18 protein-coding genes are annotated in these 18,733 nt (G+C 61.1%); 7 read left to right on the plus strand and 11 right to left on the minus strand.

Going from position 1 to position 18,733, the window contains the following annotated elements:
* Positions 1-5 precede the first annotated feature (5 nt).
* Positions 6-983: a tRNA 5-methoxyuridine(34)/uridine 5-oxyacetic acid(34) synthase CmoB gene (gene cmoB / locus RRF64_RS04010; RefSeq protein WP_323844532.1), complete on the plus strand. Its 978-nt coding sequence runs from the start codon at positions 6-8 to the stop codon at positions 981-983.
* 199 nt (positions 984-1,182) lie between these two features.
* Positions 1,183-2,568, plus strand: a complete 1,386-nt coding sequence (locus tag RRF64_RS04015) for an L-serine ammonia-lyase (RefSeq protein ID WP_323844533.1) — start codon at positions 1,183-1,185, stop codon at positions 2,566-2,568.
* Positions 2,569-2,603: 35 nt separating this feature from the next.
* Here the strand turns inward: RRF64_RS04015 and RRF64_RS04020 are convergent, their stop codons facing one another.
* The 7 genes from RRF64_RS04020 to RRF64_RS04050 all read right to left on the minus strand — a co-directional run bounded on the left by RRF64_RS04020 (position 2,604) and on the right by RRF64_RS04050 (position 8,381).
* Complete coding sequence (locus RRF64_RS04020; RefSeq protein ID WP_323844534.1) at positions 2,604-3,407, minus strand: class I SAM-dependent methyltransferase; 804 nt, start codon at positions 3,405-3,407, stop codon at positions 2,604-2,606.
* Between the two features lie 55 nt (positions 3,408-3,462).
* The gene (locus RRF64_RS04025) at positions 3,463-3,834 is read right to left on the minus strand and encodes a SpoIIAA family protein (RefSeq protein WP_323844535.1); all 372 of its coding nucleotides are present in this window, start codon (positions 3,832-3,834) and stop codon (positions 3,463-3,465) included.
* Positions 3,835-3,953: 119 nt separating this feature from the next.
* Complete coding sequence (locus RRF64_RS04030; protein ID WP_323844536.1) at positions 3,954-4,436, minus strand: hypothetical protein; 483 nt, start codon at positions 4,434-4,436, stop codon at positions 3,954-3,956.
* Positions 4,437-4,947: 511 nt separating this feature from the next.
* The gene (locus tag RRF64_RS04035; RefSeq protein WP_323844537.1) at positions 4,948-5,406 is read right to left on the minus strand and encodes a hypothetical protein; all 459 of its coding nucleotides are present in this window, start codon (positions 5,404-5,406) and stop codon (positions 4,948-4,950) included.
* Between the two features lie 271 nt (positions 5,407-5,677).
* Positions 5,678-6,328 (minus strand): YiaD family glycine zipper/OmpA-like lipoprotein, encoded by a 651-nt coding sequence (locus RRF64_RS04040; protein ID WP_323844538.1) that lies wholly within the window; start codon positions 6,326-6,328, stop codon positions 5,678-5,680.
* Positions 6,329-6,969: 641 nt separating this feature from the next.
* Positions 6,970-7,197, minus strand: a complete 228-nt coding sequence (locus RRF64_RS04045; protein ID WP_323844539.1) for a SlyX family protein — start codon at positions 7,195-7,197, stop codon at positions 6,970-6,972.
* Positions 7,197-8,381, minus strand: a complete 1,185-nt coding sequence (locus tag RRF64_RS04050; RefSeq protein ID WP_323844540.1) for a serine hydrolase domain-containing protein — start codon at positions 8,379-8,381, stop codon at positions 7,197-7,199. The genes RRF64_RS04045 and RRF64_RS04050 overlap by 1 nt, the downstream gene beginning before the upstream one ends.
* 67 nt (positions 8,382-8,448) lie before the next feature.
* Here RRF64_RS04050 and RRF64_RS04055 point away from each other — a divergent pair, with 67 nt between their 5' ends.
* From RRF64_RS04055 to RRF64_RS04070, 4 genes are all read left to right on the plus strand, one after another.
* A complete protein-coding gene (locus RRF64_RS04055) occupies positions 8,449-8,913 on the plus strand; it encodes a PaaI family thioesterase (RefSeq protein ID WP_323844541.1) in 465 nt (154 codons plus the stop codon).
* A gap of 60 nt (positions 8,914-8,973) precedes the next feature.
* A complete protein-coding gene (locus RRF64_RS04060) occupies positions 8,974-9,624 on the plus strand; it encodes a potassium channel family protein (RefSeq protein ID WP_323844542.1) in 651 nt (216 codons plus the stop codon).
* On the plus strand, positions 9,621-10,988 hold the full coding sequence (locus RRF64_RS04065) for a TrkH family potassium uptake protein (protein ID WP_323844543.1): 1,368 nt from the start codon (positions 9,621-9,623) through the stop codon (positions 10,986-10,988). Before RRF64_RS04060 ends, RRF64_RS04065 begins: the two co-directional genes overlap by 4 nt.
* 115 nt (positions 10,989-11,103) lie before the next feature.
* On the plus strand, positions 11,104-12,567 hold the full coding sequence (locus RRF64_RS04070) for a potassium transporter TrkG (RefSeq protein ID WP_323844544.1): 1,464 nt from the start codon (positions 11,104-11,106) through the stop codon (positions 12,565-12,567).
* Between the two features lie 138 nt (positions 12,568-12,705).
* On the opposite strand, the gene RRF64_RS04075 is transcribed toward RRF64_RS04070, so the two are convergent.
* From RRF64_RS04075 to RRF64_RS04085, 3 genes are read right to left on the minus strand one after another with little or no spacing between them, the layout of a single operon-like run.
* Complete coding sequence (locus RRF64_RS04075; RefSeq protein WP_323844545.1) at positions 12,706-13,398, minus strand: response regulator; 693 nt, start codon at positions 13,396-13,398, stop codon at positions 12,706-12,708.
* An 8-nt stretch (positions 13,399-13,406) separates the two neighbouring features.
* Positions 13,407-14,558 carry a sensor histidine kinase gene (locus RRF64_RS04080; protein ID WP_323844546.1) on the minus strand — a complete coding sequence of 384 codons (1,152 nt, stop codon included), beginning with the start codon at positions 14,556-14,558 and terminating at the stop codon, positions 13,407-13,409.
* A gap of 15 nt (positions 14,559-14,573) precedes the next feature.
* Complete coding sequence (locus RRF64_RS04085; RefSeq protein WP_323844547.1) at positions 14,574-15,392, minus strand: ion transporter; 819 nt, start codon at positions 15,390-15,392, stop codon at positions 14,574-14,576.
* A gap of 108 nt (positions 15,393-15,500) precedes the next feature.
* Between RRF64_RS04085 and yciH the strand changes: the two genes are divergently transcribed.
* Positions 15,501-15,824 carry a stress response translation initiation inhibitor YciH gene (gene yciH, locus RRF64_RS04090; RefSeq protein WP_323844548.1) on the plus strand — a complete coding sequence of 108 codons (324 nt, stop codon included), beginning with the start codon at positions 15,501-15,503 and terminating at the stop codon, positions 15,822-15,824.
* 255 nt (positions 15,825-16,079) lie between these two features.
* On the opposite strand, the gene RRF64_RS04095 is transcribed toward yciH, so the two are convergent.
* A complete protein-coding gene (locus RRF64_RS04095) occupies positions 16,080-18,677 on the minus strand; it encodes a hypothetical protein (RefSeq protein ID WP_323844549.1) in 2,598 nt (865 codons plus the stop codon).
* Positions 18,678-18,733 lie beyond the last annotated feature (56 nt).

An 18,733-nucleotide genomic window follows, 5' to 3' on the forward strand; every position in this document is an offset into this window, starting at 1 on the left:
CCGTCGTGATCGACTACACGCCTCTCTACGCCGACCTGCAGCATATTCCCGCCCTGCGCGCCTGGCTGGCACAGCTGCCGGAACAGATTGCCGCGGGCCTGAGCCCGCACCGCTGGGGCGATCTGCCCGACTGGCAGGCAGCCTTGAACGCATTGCCGGAGATAACCCCCTCCTATATCGAGTTAACCGATAAAGTACGCATCGGTTGCGGCGCCGACGCCTCGGAGGAACAGCTGCAAGAGCTGGAACTCCAGCTGCGCAGGCTGCACCCCTGGCGCAAGGGCCCCTGGGAAATTTTCGACCTGTTTATCGATACCGAATGGCGTTCGGACTGGAAATGGGAGCGGGTGCTGCCATACCTTGAATCCCTGGAAAACCGCCTGGTACTCGATGTCGGCTGCGGCAACGGCTATCACTGCTGGCGCAGCCTTGGCGCCGGCGCCCGTCGCGTGATCGGTATAGATCCGTCGGCGAAATATGTCGCCCAGTTCTATGCCCTGAAAAAATACCTGGGCGAGGAGAAACCGGTCGACCTGCTGCCGCTCGGCATCGAGGCACTGCCGCCCAACCTGCAGGCTTTTGACACCACCTTCTCCATGGGCGTGCTCTATCACCGCCGCTCGCCGATGGACCACCTGCGCGAGTTGCGCGAAACGCTGCGCCCCGGCGGCCAGCTGGTGCTGGAAACCCTGGTGATCGACGGCGAGCTTGGTGACTGTCTGGTGCCTGAGGGTCGCTATGCGAAGATGCGCAACGTCTGGTTTATTCCGAGCTGCGCCACCCTGGAGAGCTGGCTGCGCAAGTGCGGATTCGAAAACCCGACCACCGTGGATCTGAACCCCACCAGCTTCGGCGAGCAGCGCCGCACCACATGGATGCGCTTCGAGTCCCTGGCCGACTTTCTGGACCCAGAGTCACCCAACAAGACCGTCGAAGGTCACCCCGCGCCGAAACGCGCCGTCCTGGTCGCAAAAGCGCCGTAGCTTCTATTACCCTCGCTTCTCAGAAACGCATTAATGCTGCCAAATCACCCGCTAAAAGAATTTTATGTGGATTGGCGACCAGCATCTTGATTGTGACGCCCTGTTCGGCAAAGTTCGCACTCGAATGGTGCAACCATTCCCCGTAGGAGCGGCGGGCGGCCATCCGCTCCTACAATGACACTGGGCTTAGAGTGTTTCTATGAGCATTAGCGTTTTCGAACTCTTCAAGATTGGCGTCGGCCCCTCGAGCTCCCACACCGTGGGGCCCATGGTCGCCGCACACCAGTTTGTGCAGGACCTGGCGAGCCGGAACCAGTTGCAGGTTACCGACCGGGTGCAGGTGCACCTGTACGGCTCCCTGGCCCTGACCGGGATAGGGCACGGTACCGATATGGCGGTACTGATGGGCCTCCTCGGCGAGGCGCCAGACAGCATCGATGTGAATACCATCGACGACAAGATGGCGACGATCGAGCAGGGGCACATGCTGCGGCTGAGCGGTGACCACAATATCGAGTTTATTCGCGATCGCGACCTGGTATTCCACAACGACGAATTTCTGCCCCAACACGCCAACGGCATGACCTGCCAGGCCTACAGCGGCGGCGAGTTGTTGTTCGAGCGCAGTTACTTTTCCATCGGCGGCGGCTTCGTGCTGTCGGAAGACGACTTCGCCCACAAGGACCAGATCGCCACCCTGCTACCCTACGATTTCGGCTCCGCCAAGCAGCTGATGGAAATCTGTGACAAGCGCGGCTGGAGTATCGCCGATCTGGCGATGGAGAATGAAAAGGCCTTCCGCAGCGAAGGGGAAGTTAAAGACGCGCTGTGGAATATCTGGGAGGTCATGGATGCCTCCATTCAGCGCGGCTGTCGTCAGCAGGGCATTCTGCCCGGCGGCCTGAAAGTACGCCGCCGCGCGGCGGAGCTCTACCGCGAACTCAGCAAACAGACGGAAGAGGAACGCAACCACGGCCTCGCCATTCTGGATTGGGTCAGCCTGTTTGCGCTGGCGGTCAACGAGGAGAATGCGGCTCGCGGCCGTATTGTCACCGCGCCGACCAATGGCGCCGCCGGCGTGATTCCGGCGGTGATCGCCTATTACGTGCAGTTCGTGCACGACCCGCGCGAGCACGGTGAGCTGAAAGATCAGGTAGTGAAATTCCTGCTTACCGCCGGCGCCATCGGCATGCTGTTCAAGAAAAACGCCTCCATCTCCGCGGCCGAAGTCGGCTGCCAGGGTGAGATCGGCGTGGCCTGCTCCATGGCCTCTGCCGGACTCGCCGCAGTCCAGGGCGGCAGCAACCAGCAGATTGAGAATGCGGCCGAAATCGGCATGGAGCACAATCTGGGGCTGACCTGCGATCCGATCGGTGGCCTGGTGCAGGTGCCCTGCATCGAACGCAATACCATGGGCGCGGTAAAGGCGATCAATGCCGCCCGCCTGGCCCTGCGCGGTGACGGCGCGCACATAGTGCCGCTGGACAGCGTCATCGAGACGATGCGCCAGACCGGCATCGATATGCAGAGCAAGTACAAGGAAACATCGCTGGGTGGGCTGGCGGTAAACGCGGTGAACTGCTGATATGACAACGGGCGAACATCAGGTTCGCCCGCTTTTCATCCGGGCACGCCGTGCTTGGTGTAGATATCAAAGCGCCCCGATTTCCCTTCCAGAGAGAGCGCCGGCTTTCTGCCCGCCAGAAAAGGCGCCAGGCGCGGCCGCTTGACCACGGTGCGGTAATAGCAGGCCGCGAATGCCGGCTCCAGCAAAGCGTCGGCGTCCTCATCGCTCCCCACCAGCTGGTGGAAAGCCGCCATTTCCTTCTTGACCTTGGCACTCTTGCCGCGTTCGGGAAACATCGGATCCAGGTACACCACAGGCACAGATTCCTCGGCCTGCTGCGCCAGCCAGTCTGCGGCCGAAATGCGCTCCTCGATCAGGGTCAAGCGCGTCGCAATTGCCGCCAGCTCTGGATCCGTCAACGCGGCCTCTTGCAGGCGCCTGAGCCCATCCCGCAACAGGGCGCGAACCACCGGGTTGCGCTCCAGCATTGCCACCTCGCAACCGAGCGACGCCAGCACGAACGCATCCCGCCCGAGCCCCGCGGTGGCATCCAGTACGCGCGGACGAAAACCGCTGCGCAGGCCGACAGCCTTGGCGATCTGCTGCCCCTTGCCGCCGCCGAACTGACGTCTATGCGCAAGCGCGCCGCCGACGAAATCAACGGCCACAGGGCCGGGTGCTTTGCGTCCGGTAGCACAGAGCTGCAACTGCTCGCCACATTGCAATACGTGGTCAGGCTCGCTGATTTCCTTGGGATCCAGACAATCCAGGCAGGGAGTGCCGAGTTCCTGCGCCAGTGCTTGAGCTGTGGGCAGGTATTCCGCCGCGCCGGCCACCACCGCCAATGCGTTACTCACAGTAATTCCAGGGGATCTTGGTTTAAAAAATGGCTGTTATAAAGCTGGCGCGATGCTAACCCGGTTCACCGAGCCAATCCAGGGCACGCTGGTATTCGCCTGTTGAGAAGGGCCGGACTTCGGCACTGACAAAGTGGTCGACCAGCCGCGGCATTACCCCCAGCAGTCGGTGATCGGAAACCACGGCTATCTTGCGGATGTGTTTATGGTGATCCCGCACGAACCGGCAGTGTGACACCAGCGCCACAAAACTCTCCCAGCCGGGGAAATGCTCCGCGTTGATCAGCAGTCCCGAGAGCCGGCCATATTCGCTGATTACCGGATCGACCTGCGCCTCCAGCGACTGGAAATCCTCTTCCGTGAGCGGCCCCAATGGCTGTACTTCGAGTACGCTGTGGCCCAGGTGCCAGTTGTGATCAATCATCATTTGAAAAAACAGAAGCCGCGGCACTTTCGCGGCTGGACTTTCACGGCAGTACTATCGGGCACTACTGACACGCTAAAAATTACGCGGCTTCTGTCTCTGTCCTGAAAGCACCGCCAGCATCATTGCTGCGGCTCATCCTCGGTGCTGGTATCCGTATCTTCGCCGCGCAGTTTCTCAGCGGCCTCTTCCGCCGCTTTCTTCGCGGCATCGCCGGCCTCTTCGACGGCTTCACCGGCCTTCTCCGCCGCGCCCTCCACGACTTCACCGGCCTTTTCCGCCGCACCGCCGACGGCTTCACCGACATCGGTGGCGGTATCTTCCGCCTTCTCCATCAGCGTGGAGCTGTCGGGTGTGCCCGGCGGTACGGTATCCGGCCGATCCGGTTCCTGTGGTGGCTGGGTGCCCATGCCGTCGGGGGGTGTTTTGGTCTCATCCGGCGGCGTGGTCATATCATCCGGCGGTGTGGTCGGCTCCTGCATTTGTTCACTCTCTGGTTTATCGAGCGAATCGTAGGCATCCCTCGCCTCGCGGTCACCGCCGCGCGACATAAAATAGCCGATAATCAGCAACAGAATTATCAGCGGAATCAATAGCTTCTTCATAAACCCACCTTTGAACCCCTGGCTCTTTCGTCAATGGAGACATAGTACGCGAGGCCAGCTGTGCTGTACGGAACCGAACGGGTGACAATAAATTTGCCCGAACCAGCCGGCCTCGCGAAATCAATATGTCTTACCCTAGCCTCTTGGCGCCAACACGTACTCCACAGTTTCGACAACTTCGGAAGAAGGTGACGCCAATATTGATAAGAATAACTCGCCATTCGCGTTCTTCAAGGAACATTATTCCTCGCATGCAGTTCGGATTGCTGTAAGCACGAAGAGCTTTAAAACCAGAAGTTATAAAGAATCAGCGTTTGGCAGAATCAAGAGAATCAAACAGTGGTACTGTCTGTGGTCTGGAAGAGATCCAGGTCAGCGATGCTGAAAGGACAAGCTTCGGCCCCCGTCGCGAGTGAATCGGCATGCACGCGGAGGAAAAATTGAAAAATCAGAGCGGGTAATGAATTCGGCAGCGATTGCAACGCGTCGTGCAACTTCTGTCCCGCAGCCGTTACTGATTCAGACGGGCGAGCAGGTTTACCGCTTCGGATTCCGCCACAGCCGCATCGCAACTGAGCAGCTGCAGCCGGCCGTAACTGTCTGGACTGGCGAAGATCAGATAGTTCTCACCTTTTTTCAGCTTATCCTCGCACTTATCCAGACCGCGGCGAAAGGCAACCAGGCGTGTCGCCTCACCCTTCCAAACCCGGCGCGAAACAGCTGAATAAACATAACCGGAAATCGCGACCATCCCCGGTTCCGACAGTGCATTATCGACATCGCGGTGAACACCGGTAACCTGCACCTGCGCGACCAGTTCCGCCTGCTCATAGCGCAGCGCGAAGCTGTCACCGTCGCCACCGCCGGCGGCCATTGTTGGCGCCTCTTCGGCCCAGACCGGCGCCAGCGGGCTCGTCGCGATGCCCAACATTGCGGTGCTCAAATAGCGGCGCCATTTGTTTCCATTCATTTCCACCGTGTTATCTCCATTGTTTACACACACGCGGGTCACACTCGGTCCGTGGCTGGCAACTGAAACTCACCGTCAATCGCGCAGCAACAAAAAAAGGGCACCGAAGTGCCCTTTCGCGATTCCGGCCATCCGTGCCCCTTACTCCCGGGCAGCCTGCGGCTGCGCAAAACGGCTTCCTGGCCGTTTTGTCATTCGGGCCATCCGTGGCCCTCACCCTTGGGGCAGCCTGCGGCTGTGCAAAACGGCTTCCTGGCCGTTTTGTCTCATATTATTTGAGCGGTAGCAACTCCAGTTCCACGCGGCGGTTGGCCTGGCGGCCAGCATCGGAGTCGTTGGCGGCAATGGGGTAGCGCTCACCATAACCGACCGCCTGCACGCGACCGCTGGCAACACCGCGGCCGGTGAAGAAGCCAGCGACGGAATTGGCGCGACTCTCACTCAGATTCTGGTTAAAGACGTCGGAACCGGTGCTGTCGGTGTGTCCACTGACACGGATAGCGGTCTGGTCAAACTCTTTCAGCACGATGATCACCGAGTCCAGGGTGTCGTAGAAATCGGTGCGAATATCTGCACGGCCAGTGGCAAAGGTGATGTTGCCGGGCATGATCAGGCGAATGTTGTCACCCTCACGCTGTACCCGCACGCCGGTGCCCTCCAGGCGCTGGCGCAGAGCCATCTCCTGGCGGTCCATGTAGTAGCCGATACCACCGCCGATTGCCGCACCGCCAACGGCGCCAGTGAGGGCACCTTTCTTGCGATCTTTCTTGCTGGCGGTAGCCGCGCCAATAATGGCCCCTGCCACGGCGCCCGCACCGGCTCCCTTGGCCGCACTGCTGGTCTTGCTTTCACCCGTGTAGGGGTCGAGCGTGGTACAGCCCACCAGTGAGCCCAGTGCGAGAATTGCTACCCATTTTTTCATGTAAGGTTCTCCTAAACGCTATGTCTATGAACGGGTGTCGAGACGCACGGTGGGTAATTCCCCCCCCCGCGCTTTGAATCAAAGTATTGCCACCGTCAACTGACTGGCAGCTGAACCGGGCTCTGTTTTTCGGAACCGAAGCCTAGGGCCAATTCGCAAGCAGGTCTACCGATTGGCGCCCAATTGTGACTTCGAATTGTGTCACAGCACAGGTAGCGGCAGTGTGGCTACGCCCTGAATGGATACGCCGGCCTTCCGGCGCTTCGTCCACAGCTTCTGTGGATAACTCTGTGCATGAAGCAGTAAAAGGCTACGCCAAGCAGCGCGGATTCTTGCCCCCAGCATTTTGCACACTTTTTAAACTTGCCTATTTTTTTCTTACAAAACAACAAGTTACAAAAATATCAAGATTTTGCGTACCAATTTTTTACCCTCGCCCGCGGCTGCAATCCTCCCTCTTCGCCATGTGGAAAAAACTTTGTCAATAGCTGACTAGAGGGCCGCCAAATTTTTTTTTAGAAAACTTTATGCTTAAGGGCTTGAATATACTTTACGAAAGGCATTAAGGCACACGAGTACCACCTGGCCATTGCCGCATTTCTCCCGGACCAGTTGGTCAACTCCAACTGGTCGGACAAAAATCAGTAATGAGGCGGCTTATCCTCTGTGCCCTTGTCGCCGCCCTGCAATTCAAATGAGAGATCCTGGCACTTGTCTCCCAGTTCCCGCAGGCGCGCCAGCATGGCGCGGATATTCGCATCCTGCGTCACGATTACATCATTGAGCTGCGCCAGGGTGTCTTCCTGAAAAGCGACGCGGCTTTCCAGCTCCTCCACTCGCGCGGTCAGCTCCGCCAGCTTCTGCTCCATCACAGCAACCTATACAGTTGTTCCACCAGGCTCACCGAGCGCCGGTCCATAAACAGGCTCTGGCCGAGGCGCGTGGTGACATAGCCGCAGCCGATACCGCACTGCGGATCCGCAAAACCGACACTGCCGCCGGCACCCGGGTGGCCGAAGCCCCGCTCACCGCCAAAGCGCAGGTCGGCGGCCCGGCCACTGCGAATGAAACCGCAGCCGAAACTGATCTCCGCCTGCAATACCGCGTCGCGCCCGTGACTCTGCTCGCGCGCGGCCTCTTCCACCAACTCCCGCGTCAGGACGGTCGGCTGATCCGCGGCGAGATCTCCGTAGACCGCCGCCAGGTCCCGCGCACTGAAATGGCCATTGGCCGCGGGAATCAGCGCCCCGCGCCACTCCGGACTGTTAGTGCCCATCATCAGACTGACGGGATTGGTGAAGGCCATCGCCACCGGCCCCTTGCGATCCTCTTTGATCGCCCGCCCCACGGCATTTTCCCGCAGTTCCGGCAGCGGCTGCTTCAGCGGCCCCACATCGGCGATGCGTGCCGAGCGGTGACCCAGAGCACCGAAGCCGCCGTCGAGATCCAGGGGTTTGGCCAGCCCCTGCCGATAAAGTTCCGGCAGCGGGGTCGAGGAAACCCGCTCCAGCAGACCGCCCAGGCTCCAGCCATACAGGAAGGGGGCATAGCCCTGGTGGCTGCCCGGGACCCACCAGGGTTCCGCCGCGGCGACCTGGGCGCAGGCGCCGTCCCAGTCGTAGATCAGTCCATCGGTGACCTTTTGGCGGAACGCCACCAGACCGGCGCGGTGGCAGAGCAGCTGCCGCGCAGTAATTTCCTCCTTGCCGCCAGCGGCAAACTCCGCCCAGTAGTCCGCCACGGGGCGGTCCAGATCCAGGTTGCCGGCCGCCACCTGCTGCAAGGTGAGTACAGCCAGTACGCCCTTGGAGGAGGAAAAGACATTGGCCAGGGTATCTTCGGTATAGGGCGTGGCCCCGTCCCGGTCGGCGCCGCCGGCCCAGAGCGAGACGATCAGTTCGCCGTGCTGGCGCACCGCAAATGCCGCGCCACTATCGCCGCACTCGCGGAAGTTATGGGCGAAGGTGTCATAGAGCGCCTCAAAGCCGGGGGCGCAAAAGCCGTAGATATCCATGGGTTCCAGTTCGACTACATCCAACTTGAGGGAGCGCAAGGGTAATTTCTTCCCCCGCCCGGCGCAAATCGTTAGCATGGCGCCAGCAAAAAAAGAGGGAAGATGCATGACCGAACAACCGGCAATCCAGGACCAGATCCCCGGCAACCACTGCTTCGGCTGCGGACCGGACAACGACCGCGGTCTGCAGATCAAGAGTTACTGGAGCGGCAACGACCAGACCCGTTGCACCTTCCTCCCCCAGCCCCACCACAGCGCCGGCCCAGTCCAGTACCTGAACGGCGGCATCATCGCCACTGTGATCGACTGCCACACCATCTGCACCGCCATTGCCGACGGCTATCTCCAGGCCGGGCGCGATATCGGCAGCGGGGGCAAGATCTGGTACGCCACGGGCAAGCTCGAGGTGCAATACAAGGCACCGGCGGCCATCGACAAGCCAGCTATGCTGGAGGCGACTATCATCGAGCGCAACGGAAGGAAAACCCTGCTGCACTGCACCCTGAGCAGCGACGGCCGGGTCTGTGCCACCGCCGAAGTCATCGCCGTACGGGTGCCAGAGGACTGGTAAATCGCGGGCGGCGAGTGCCCGGTTGCAGGCTGGCATAGATGGCAATGCAAGGACCGCCGCATGAAAAAGCAATTCGCGATAATCGGCCTCGGCGCCTTCGGCACTGCCGTCGCCCTGGAGTTGATGCGCCTGGGCCACGACGTACTGGGCGTAGACTTCAGAGAAGAAGAGGCCAATCGCATCGCCGACAGCCTCACCCAGACCGTGATCGCCGATGCCACCGATGAAGAGGCACTGCGCGAACTGGACCTGCAGCGTTTCGACGCGGTCCTCGTCGCCATCGGTGAGCATATCGAGGCCAGCACGCTCTGTACCCTGTTAGTGAAATCTCTGGGGGCCAAAGAGGTCTGGGTCAAGGCGATCACCAGCATCCATCACCGGATCGTGCAAAAGCTGGGTGCCGACCGCATCCTGCACCCGGAGTACGAAATGGGACTGCGCGTGGCCCAGAGCATGGCGCATCCGAACATGCTCGACTACATCAGTCTGGGGGATAACTTTTTCCTGATCGAGATACGCCCCGGCGACCTGCTGGAAGACCACCCGCTGGCAGAACTGCCGTACGACAGGGAACAGATCCATCTGGTGGCACTCAAGCACGGACAGCAGCTGACTCTCCACCCCGACCCCACTCACCGGCTGCACCGCAACGATCACCTGGTGCTGGTCGGCGACGAGGAGGCCCTGCGCCGCTTCGCCGAAACACTATGAGATTCTGGATTCCCGGTCTTCGCGCCAACGCATTGGAACTCAACCTGAGGCGCGCCTGGCGCTACAGCCCGCCGGCCATTCTCGCGATCGGCTTTCTGGTACTGATCGTACTCGGCGCCCTGCTCCTGTGGCTGCCCGCCTCCAGTCACGACGGACTGACATTTTCCCAGGCCCTGTTCACCGCCTGCTCGGCGGTAACTGTGACCGGCCTGGTCGTAGTGGATACCGGCAGCGCACTGACATTGTTCGGCCAGATCGTGGTGCTGCTGCTGATCCACCTGGGTGGGCTGGGGTTGATGACTTTCGCCGCGCTGACGGTGATGGCCCTGGGCGCGCGCTTCGGCCTGCGCCGCCAACTGCTGGTGCGCGAGGCAATGAACCTCACCTCCCCCGGCGACATGCTGATCGTGGTGCGTCAGGTAGCCCTGCTGGCACTGTCGCTGGAGTTGCTGGGCACGGCGCTGATGTCCCTGGTCTGGGTACCGGAAATGGGTTTCTGGCGCGGGATCTGGTACAGCTTTTTCCATGCTGTCTCCGCCTTCAATAACGCCGGCTTCGGTCTTTCCCCGGACAGCCTCACGCGGTGGGCCAGCCACCCGCTGATCAACCTGGTGGTGAGCGGACTGTTTATTATCGGCGGTCTGGGTTTCACCGTATTGATGGACCTGCGCCGACAGCGGCGTTTCGCCACCCTGAGTCTGCACAGCAAACTCACCCTCACCGGTACCGCCATCCTCGCTCTCGGCGCCTGGCTCTTGATCATGCTGTTCGAGTGGCAAAATCCGCAGACACTGGGCGCACTGGCCGCGGGCGAGCGCCCCTGGGCCGCCTGGTTCACCGCAGTAGCGCCACGCACCGCCGGCTTCAACACTCTGGACACCGCCGGCCTGCTGGTGCCGAGCACCCTGCTGATCATGCTGCTGATGTTTATCGGCGGGGGCAGCAATTCCACGGCTTCGGGTATCAAGGTCAGCACCTTTATGGTGGTAGTCCTCGCCACCCGTTCCTTCCTGCGCGGGCGGCACCAGCCCAGTGCCTTCGGGCGCGCGGTGGCCACCGATGCCGTATTCCGGGCGAACTGTGTCGTGGTGCTGAGCCTGCTGATGGTGATGCTCGGCAACTTCCTGCTGGTCGTTTTCGAGCCACAACTGCAGCTGCTGGACTTGATGTTCGAGGGCTTCTCCGCGTTCGGCACCGTGGGCCTTTCGCGGGGCATCACCGCGCAGCTCTCGCTGCCCGCCCAGGTGGTATTGATGCTGCTGATGTTCGCCGGCCGCATTGGTCCACTGGCCCTGGCGTTCTCACTGGCCCGTCCGCGCCGCTGGCGCGTGCGCTACGTGGAAGAACAGGTCCAGGTCGGCTGAGCGGGCAATTTTACGAATTCTTTACGCAATTCCGTCAAATTCGACTGGAATCATTACGCCGCCTTTCCCTAGCATCTCCTCGCGTTTCCGGCTAGCGGGCCACACGGCCGACTCGATGCAAAAGTACCAACGAATAACCACCGTTCTCCACCTGTGCAGTTTCCTGGTCCTGCTGTTCAGTTTGACCACACTGGTGCCGGTGGCGGTGGGCTGGCTGTATGACGAAAGCGATATCTCCGCCTTCCTGATCACCTTCGCGATCACCCTGGTGCTGGGGCTGACTGGCTTTCTGGCTACGCAGCAGCGCACCGCCACCCTGCGCACCCGCGACGGCTTCCTGGTGGTGGTGCTCTTCTGGGTCATCTTTTCCGCGGCCAGCGCCACGCCGTTTATTCTCGACAGCCGCCTCGGCCTGACCCTGACCGATGCACTGTTCGAGGGGATCTCCGGCATTACCACGACGGGCGCATCGGTACTGTCAGATATAGATACGCTGCCGCCCTCCATCCTCTATTACCGCGCCCAGCTGAACTTCCTCGGCGGTCTCGGTATTATCGTGCTGGCCATCGCCGTGTTGCCGCTGCTCGGCATCGGCGGCGCCAAGCTGTACCAGTCCGAAATGCCCGGGCCGCTGAAGGAATCCAAGCTCACCCCGCGCATCGCCGATACCGCCAAGCACCTGTGGTTTATCTACCTGGCCCTGGCTGCGCTCTGCACCCTGTCCTACCGCCTTGCCGGCATGACCTGGTTCGACGCCGTCTGTCACAGCCTGTCCACGGTTTCCCTCGGCGGTTTCTCCTCCCACGGCGACAGCCTCGGTTTCTACAACAACAGCATTGCCATCGAATTGGTGGGCGGTGTCTTCACCCTGCTGGCCGCGGTCAATTTTGCGCTCTACTTCCTGGTGATCAGCGGGCGCAGTCTGAAACCGATATTCCGGGACTCCGAATTCCGCTTTTTCATTACGGTCACCGGGATACTTGTGAGCTTTACCGTTGTGGAGCTGTATCGTTCCGGTACCTTCGACAGCCAGGGCGCCCTGGTGCACGGGTTTTTCCAGACGCTGTCGATCATGACCGACAACGGCCTGACCACAGCCGGCTATCCCAACTGGCCGGACCATGTCGCGATCCTGCTAATCGGCTCCAGTTTTTTCGGCGGTTGTGTGGGTTCCACCTGTGGCGGCATCAAGGCGATGCGCTTCCTGGTGCTTTACCGCCAGGGCAAGGAGGAGATCAAGCAGCTGGTGCACCCGAACGCCCTCAGCCTGCCCAAGGTGGGCGGTCATGTAGTTTCGGAAAGGGTTATCCGCTCGGTCTGGGGACTCTTCTTCCTGTATGTGTTTCTGGCCTGTGTCTTTACCTGGGGGCTGGTCGCCTGCGGGCATGATTTAAAGACCGCTTTCGGCACGGTCGCAGCCTGCCTGAACAATATGGGCGTGGGCTACGGCGACACCGCCGCCGGCTTTGGCGGCCTCACCGATCAGGCCAAATGGCTGATGTACGCCGCCATGTTGTGCGGCCGCCTGGAGATATTCCCGCTGCTGATTATTTTTACGCGGATATTCTGGCGCTACTGATCGTCCGGGAAACGATAATGCCCTGTAGGAGCGGCCCACGGCCGCGATCGGACCTCTGTTACTCCCGACCGCCGATCGCGGCCATGGGCCGCTCCTACAGCGGAATTTTTCCCTGTTCAACAACTGCATGTCGGTCCATCAAACAGAATTATCGGAATAGATAAACCTGTAGCCCACACCGGCCTCGGTCTTGATGTATTTGGGCTCTGTGGGATCGTCGCCGAGCTTCTGCCGCAGATGGCTAACGATAATGCGCAGATAGTGGGTATCATTTTTGTGGCCGGGACCCCAAATTTCCTCTAACAAATGGGTCTGGGTGATCACGCAATTGGGGGATCTGGCGAGCGCCGACAGCACTGCATATTCCTTCGGGGTCAGATCCACCCTGCTGCCCTCGACCTCGACCAGGCGCCGGCTCAGGTCGATTTTCAGATAGCCGTCGTCGAGCATCGCGGGCTGGTCCGGTTTGATGCGGTCGCGCAGTGCGGCGCGAATGCGCGCGAGCAGCTCCTCGATGCTGAAAGGCTTGGTCACATAGTCCTGCGCGCCCGCGTCCAGCGCCCGCACTTTTTCCCGTTCGCCGGCGCGCACCGACAGCACGATGACCGGTACCGATGACCAGCCGCGCAGTTCGCTGAGCAGCTGGTGGCCATCCATGTCAGGCAGCCCCAGATCCAGCACCACCAGATCCGGCTGTTGCCGGGCGATCAGCGCCAGCCCCCCTTTGCCGCAATCCGCCTCGACAACTTCATAGCTTTCGCTTTTCAGCGCAATGCGCAGCATGCGCCGAATCTGCGTTTCATCGTCGATGACGGCTATCTTCGCGCTCATTCGCTACCTCAATGTTCCGGCGGCAAACCACCAGCGGGACTGCTTGGATAATCGACGGGCAGCTTCACCACTATCCGCGTACCCCTCCCCTGCGTGCCGGCAAGGGCACGCACGGTACCGCCATGCGCGCCTATCATTCCGCGGCAGATCGCCAGCCCCATGCCCGTGCTCTGCGCCTTCTTGTCCCCCTCCGCGACCGCATAGAACATGTCGAAGACCTGCTCGCGCAGGGCTTCCGGAATCCCGGGCCCGCGGTCCTCAATTTCGATCACACAGGTATCACCCTGCCGCGCTACGCTGATGCGGATGCACTCATCCGCGGGTGAGTACCTGGCCGCATTTTCCAGGATGTTAAAAAGAGCCTGTTCGATCAGTGCCGCGTGAGCGTACAACAGCGGCGGGGGAGATTTGGCCAAAAATTCTGTCTTCACACCGGGAAAATAACGCCGAAGCCGCGCCACGGCGCTGCCGATAATATCGGCAATGGAAACCCAGTCGCGCTCAATTTTCAGAGTTCCGTGGCCGAGGCGGGTCATATCCAGCAGGTTCTGTATATAGCTATCAAGACGGCGGCTCTCCTGCAATATGGTATCCAGCAAGTCATCCCTGTCCACCGGCGTCAATTGCTTATCGAGTACCTTCAGACTCTCCGCCGCCCCCATCATCGCAGCCAGCGGAGACCTGAGATCGTGAGATACCGAGGACAACAGCGCAGAGCGCAACTGCTCCATCTCGCTCTGCAGCCGCGCGGACTGCAGGTCGCGGGTCAGTGCAACACGTTCCTGTAGCAGCAGAATCTGGCTGCGGATACGCGACGCCGCCGGGCCGCAGATCAAAGCGATTGCAAACAGAATTACCAGCGTCGCCAGCTCATCCCGCTGCGATACCTCAAAGGTGTATTTCGGTTCGGTAAGAAAAAAATTGAATCCAAGGAAGGAAAGGACGGCCGCGACAATCGCGGGTCGGGAGCCATACTTGAGCCCCGTAATGACTACGGCGAGGACAAAGAGCAACACCAGATTGTAGTTCTTGATCCAGACTTCGAGCAGTACCGTAACCGCAGTAACCGCGGCGACTACCGTCACCGCAAAGAGATGACCCCGCCAGCTGCCAATCACCGGTGACGGCTTTTCATTCGGCGGTTCAGGCCGTGCAGTCATGCGCTCCCCCGGAATCTACCCCACCTCATCCAGTTTGTACCCGCAAAACTTACAGTACTCCGCATCCCTGTCGTGGCCGGTGCGGCTACAGTTGTGACAGCGGTTCAGGGTGCGCTCGTAGTGCAGCTCTGAGGCCAGTTCCGCAGTCACTATGCCAGTGGGCACGGCGATGATGGCATAGCCGGTCAGCATCGTCAGCGACGCAATCGCCTGCCCCAGAGATGTCTGCGGCGTGATATCACCGAAACCCACCGTGGTGATGGTAACGATGGTCCAGTAAACGCTTTTCGGTATGCTGGTAAAGCCGTGGGTCGGCCCTTCCACGAGGAACATCACGGAGCCAAAAATCACGCACAGCACCAGGACACTGGCATAGAAAACCAATATCTTGTGCCGGGACTGGTAAAGGGCCCGCATCAGCGTATTGGCGTCGCGCAGGTAGCGCACCAGTTTCAGGATCCTAAAGATGCGCAGCACCCGCAACAGACGCACCACCAGCAGGGTGCTGGCTCCGGCAAAGATCAGGGCCAGGTAGCTGGGCAGTATGGCGAGCAGATCGACGATGCCGTAGAAGCTGGTGATATAAAGGCGGCGGTTTACCGAACAGTAGATGCGGAGCAGGTACTCAACGGTAAACAGAACGGTAAAAAACCACTCCAGGGCAAACAACAGTTCGCCGTACTGACCGGCGATCCTCTGAACAGACGCCAGTAGCACCAGCGCGACACTGATCAGAATGGCCCAGATCAGGAAGACATCAAAACCCCTGCCCGCCGGTGTATCCGTGCCGAATATCACCTCGTTGAGCCACTTGCGTCTGCCGGTCAAAGCCATAGATTTCCCCTTTTCTCGAGGCACAAACTATAGCGCCAGTGAAGGGACGCCGCTAGACAAAGTCCTGCACGGCGACCACAATCGCCAAAAATCCAGTCAGAGGTCAATATGGCAAAAGACAGTCGCCCGGTGTACTCCACCGACCGCGGCCGCATTGAGGAGGAGCCCAAACCGGAAAGCCGCCGCGAGGGCGACGGCATTGTGCGCATTCAACGGGAAACCAAGGGCCGCAAGGGCAAGGGCGTTACCTGCGTGCGCGGCCTGCCCGGGACCGATAGCGAACTCAAGTTGCTGCTCGCGGAGATGAAAAAGCGCTGCGGTTGCGGCGGCGCGCTCAAGGATGGGGTGATCGAAATCCAGGGCGACAAGCGCGAGGAGATCAAGGCGCTGCTGGAGTCCCGCGCTTACAAGGTCAAACTGGCCGGCGGCTAAACTCACCAACCACTGCAGGAGCGGCGGGGCGGCCATCCGCCGTTGGCCGCGATCGAACTGCGGAGACCGGTTCGAACCGCGCACAATCATTCAGCTGGCGCGATGCAAGGCCCTGCTGCCGGTGGCCTTCCGGGAAATATTTACCGATCAGGTTTTTTCCCGGGAGGCCACCGGCAGCAGGGCCGCTTGATCAGAACGAGCGGTTACTCAGCAGAGACCGATCGCGGCCAACGGCGGATGGCCGCCCCGCCGCTCCTACACGGGCTTCAAGAGCCGCAGCGGCCGGATGTCCATCGCCCTCTCCTGCTTCAGGCAGGATTCCAGCAACCGGGCGAGCTGGATGCGGTAGTGCTCGCCAATCGCCGCACTGGCGTACTTGCATTTGAGTTCCAGTGCCTGCAGGACATCGATCAGGGCCTGGCGCTTTTGCGGCAGCTTCGGCACCGGCGACCTGTCTACCCGCTCTTGCAGTGCGCTGTGCAGGCCCAGGCCGCGGAGTTGCTCCGACGCATCCACGGCCGTGAACACCGCTTCCAGCTCCTGCGCGGCCAGGGCGAAATATTTCTGCACCAACTCGCGCTGATCGGATTCCAGTGACAAGCGGTCGATCGCCATGCCGAGAATTTCTGCGTAGTTTTCCAGCCTGTCGAGGCGCGTTTGCAGCGGTTCATAGGCCGCCAGCTGCTCCAGCGTCTTTTCGGCGAGCTGCCGCTCGCCCGCCGGCATCGCCGCCAGTGCGCGACGAATACGGAGATAGAACACAGAGAAAATCTGCCGGATTTGCTGCGCCAGCTCCTGCCGGCGCACGCGATTGTCGCGGACACTTTCATCCGCTGCCGCGGGCGTGCTGCCGCTCAGAAAATATTCCTGCGGCTGGATGCTGCCCTGTATCCGGATCAACCCCGAACCCAGCTGCATGGCCACGCCACGCGCGCGCAGGTTGTCGCAGCGCTGCTCCAGTTCGCGCAGCTCCACCAGTTTGCCGCGCAGCCAGTCCACGGCCTCCTGCAGGTCCATGGTCTGCAGCTCCTCACCCGCAGGCAGTTCCAGTGGCAGGAACAGCCGCGGCGGCAGTTGATTGAAGTACTCGCCCAGCCGCTGCAGGGCCCGTTCCGCCTCCTTGCTCACCGTCAGGAGGCGATGATTTTCCACCGCCCGGGCGCCTTCCGCGGCGACAGCAGCGCTGGTCGCATTCACCAGGTCGGTGAAGTTTTCGAACAGTTTCTGCAGCGAAAACTCCCGTTGCAGCAGCGGTTGCAGGGCCAGCGCTTCGGCCCAGGCTATGCGTTCATTGTCCGCGGCCTGGTTGTTATCCCAGGGGTCACTTGCCTGCGCCATCGCCAATTCGATGTTGGAGCGGGTATCGTCATCGAGGTTGCACAGCATCCAAAGTACCGCCGCCGGATAATCCTGCAGGCGCTGACCGGCGACAGAAGCCTCGCGGTTGATTTCTCCCACCACCAGATCCGCGTGCACCAGCTGATGCCATTTCTCGGCAAAGGCCACGAACGCGTCGCTGCCGAGCAGCTGTGCGGCCCAGGCGTCGCCTCTTTTCTCCAGTCGCCGGGCCACCGGCGCACACAATGCCTTATGGCATCCGTCCAGGCGCTCTACCAGCGGTATCAGCGCTCTGCCACAGCTGGCAAACAGGACGTGCCACGGCTTTCGCAATGCGCTGGCGTCGCCACTCACGGAGACCACATTGCGCTCATTTTCCAGCGCCCACAGTATTTGCTGCAGACGGCGGGCAGTATCCAACACCAGCCAGGCGGTGAGGCCCCCGAGTTTGCCGCGGAACACACCCAGTGAGCGCGCCACCAGTGCCAGCAGTTCGTTGCCCCTGAGGGAGCGGACCGCCCCCAATCCTATGCTGAGCGGCAGTCTCTGCCTGCGAATCTCGGCCAGGTCGGGCTCGGCAATCACCTCCACACCCACGGTGACGGCAATCCGCTCCACTGCCGGCAGGCCGGTTTTCTCCGCGAGGACGTCCAGCATCAGGTACAAGCCCTTGGCATCGGACTGCTGCAAGTCAATGGCCCCGTTGCGCGCGGGCGCCAGGCGCCGCACGAAGAAGTACGGCCACAGCAACAGCGCGCAGATGAAACCCGCCAAGGAAACGGAAATCAGGCTGCCGGTGGCCGTCAGTGCACTGAATTCGCCGGCCAGTATGGACTGCGGAATCTGCCAGAGCGCGCGGGCGACGGTGTAGCCGCACAGGCACAGCAAGAGGACAAACAGCCCCGGCACCAGGGCGGCCGGCAGCATTCCCAGTAGCAGCCCGGCGCGCTCGGCGGCGGTTTCCCGCACCGCGGGCAACTCGTCGCTAAACAGGGCTTCTACCTGGGCGCGGGCTCCACCCTTACCGGAGGATGTCGCCGCGGTGGCAACGGGCTCGGCTCTCTGTTGGTCGGCTCTCTGTTGGTCGGCTCTCTGTCGCTCGGCTTTCCGCGGCTCGACACTCTGTGGCGGCGCTCTCTGCGGCTCAACAGGGGGCGACGGCTCAACCACCGCCATATCTGCAGATACCGTACTAGCGGCCTCAAGGCCCGCGGTCTGACTGCGCACGCGTCGCTGCTGCGCAAACTGGGCCTTCGCGATCAGGGCGCGGTTGTCGAATTTGCCGGCGGGAAATACCTCTACGCGCAGCCCGATCTGCTGCAGCCGGGTGCGGTATTCCAGTACCTGCTTGGACGACAACTGGTCCTTGATGACCCATCCCTTGACCAACAGGCGGCGGGCCTGCGCAAGGGGAATGGCAAATGCTTTCGCCGCATCCTGCAGTACAGCTTCCGGCGCCTTGGCCCGCAGCGTCTTCCCTGCGGAAACTACCTGAAACTTCTCCTCGGCGGACATTGTGCGCTCCTGTCATTTAGTGACATCCCGTGTCACATTGCGGACGATTGACGCAG

It is taken from the genome of Microbulbifer magnicolonia, from assembly GCF_035117725.1.
GTDB classification, from domain to species: Bacteria; Pseudomonadota; Gammaproteobacteria; order Pseudomonadales; family Cellvibrionaceae; genus Microbulbifer; species Microbulbifer magnicolonia.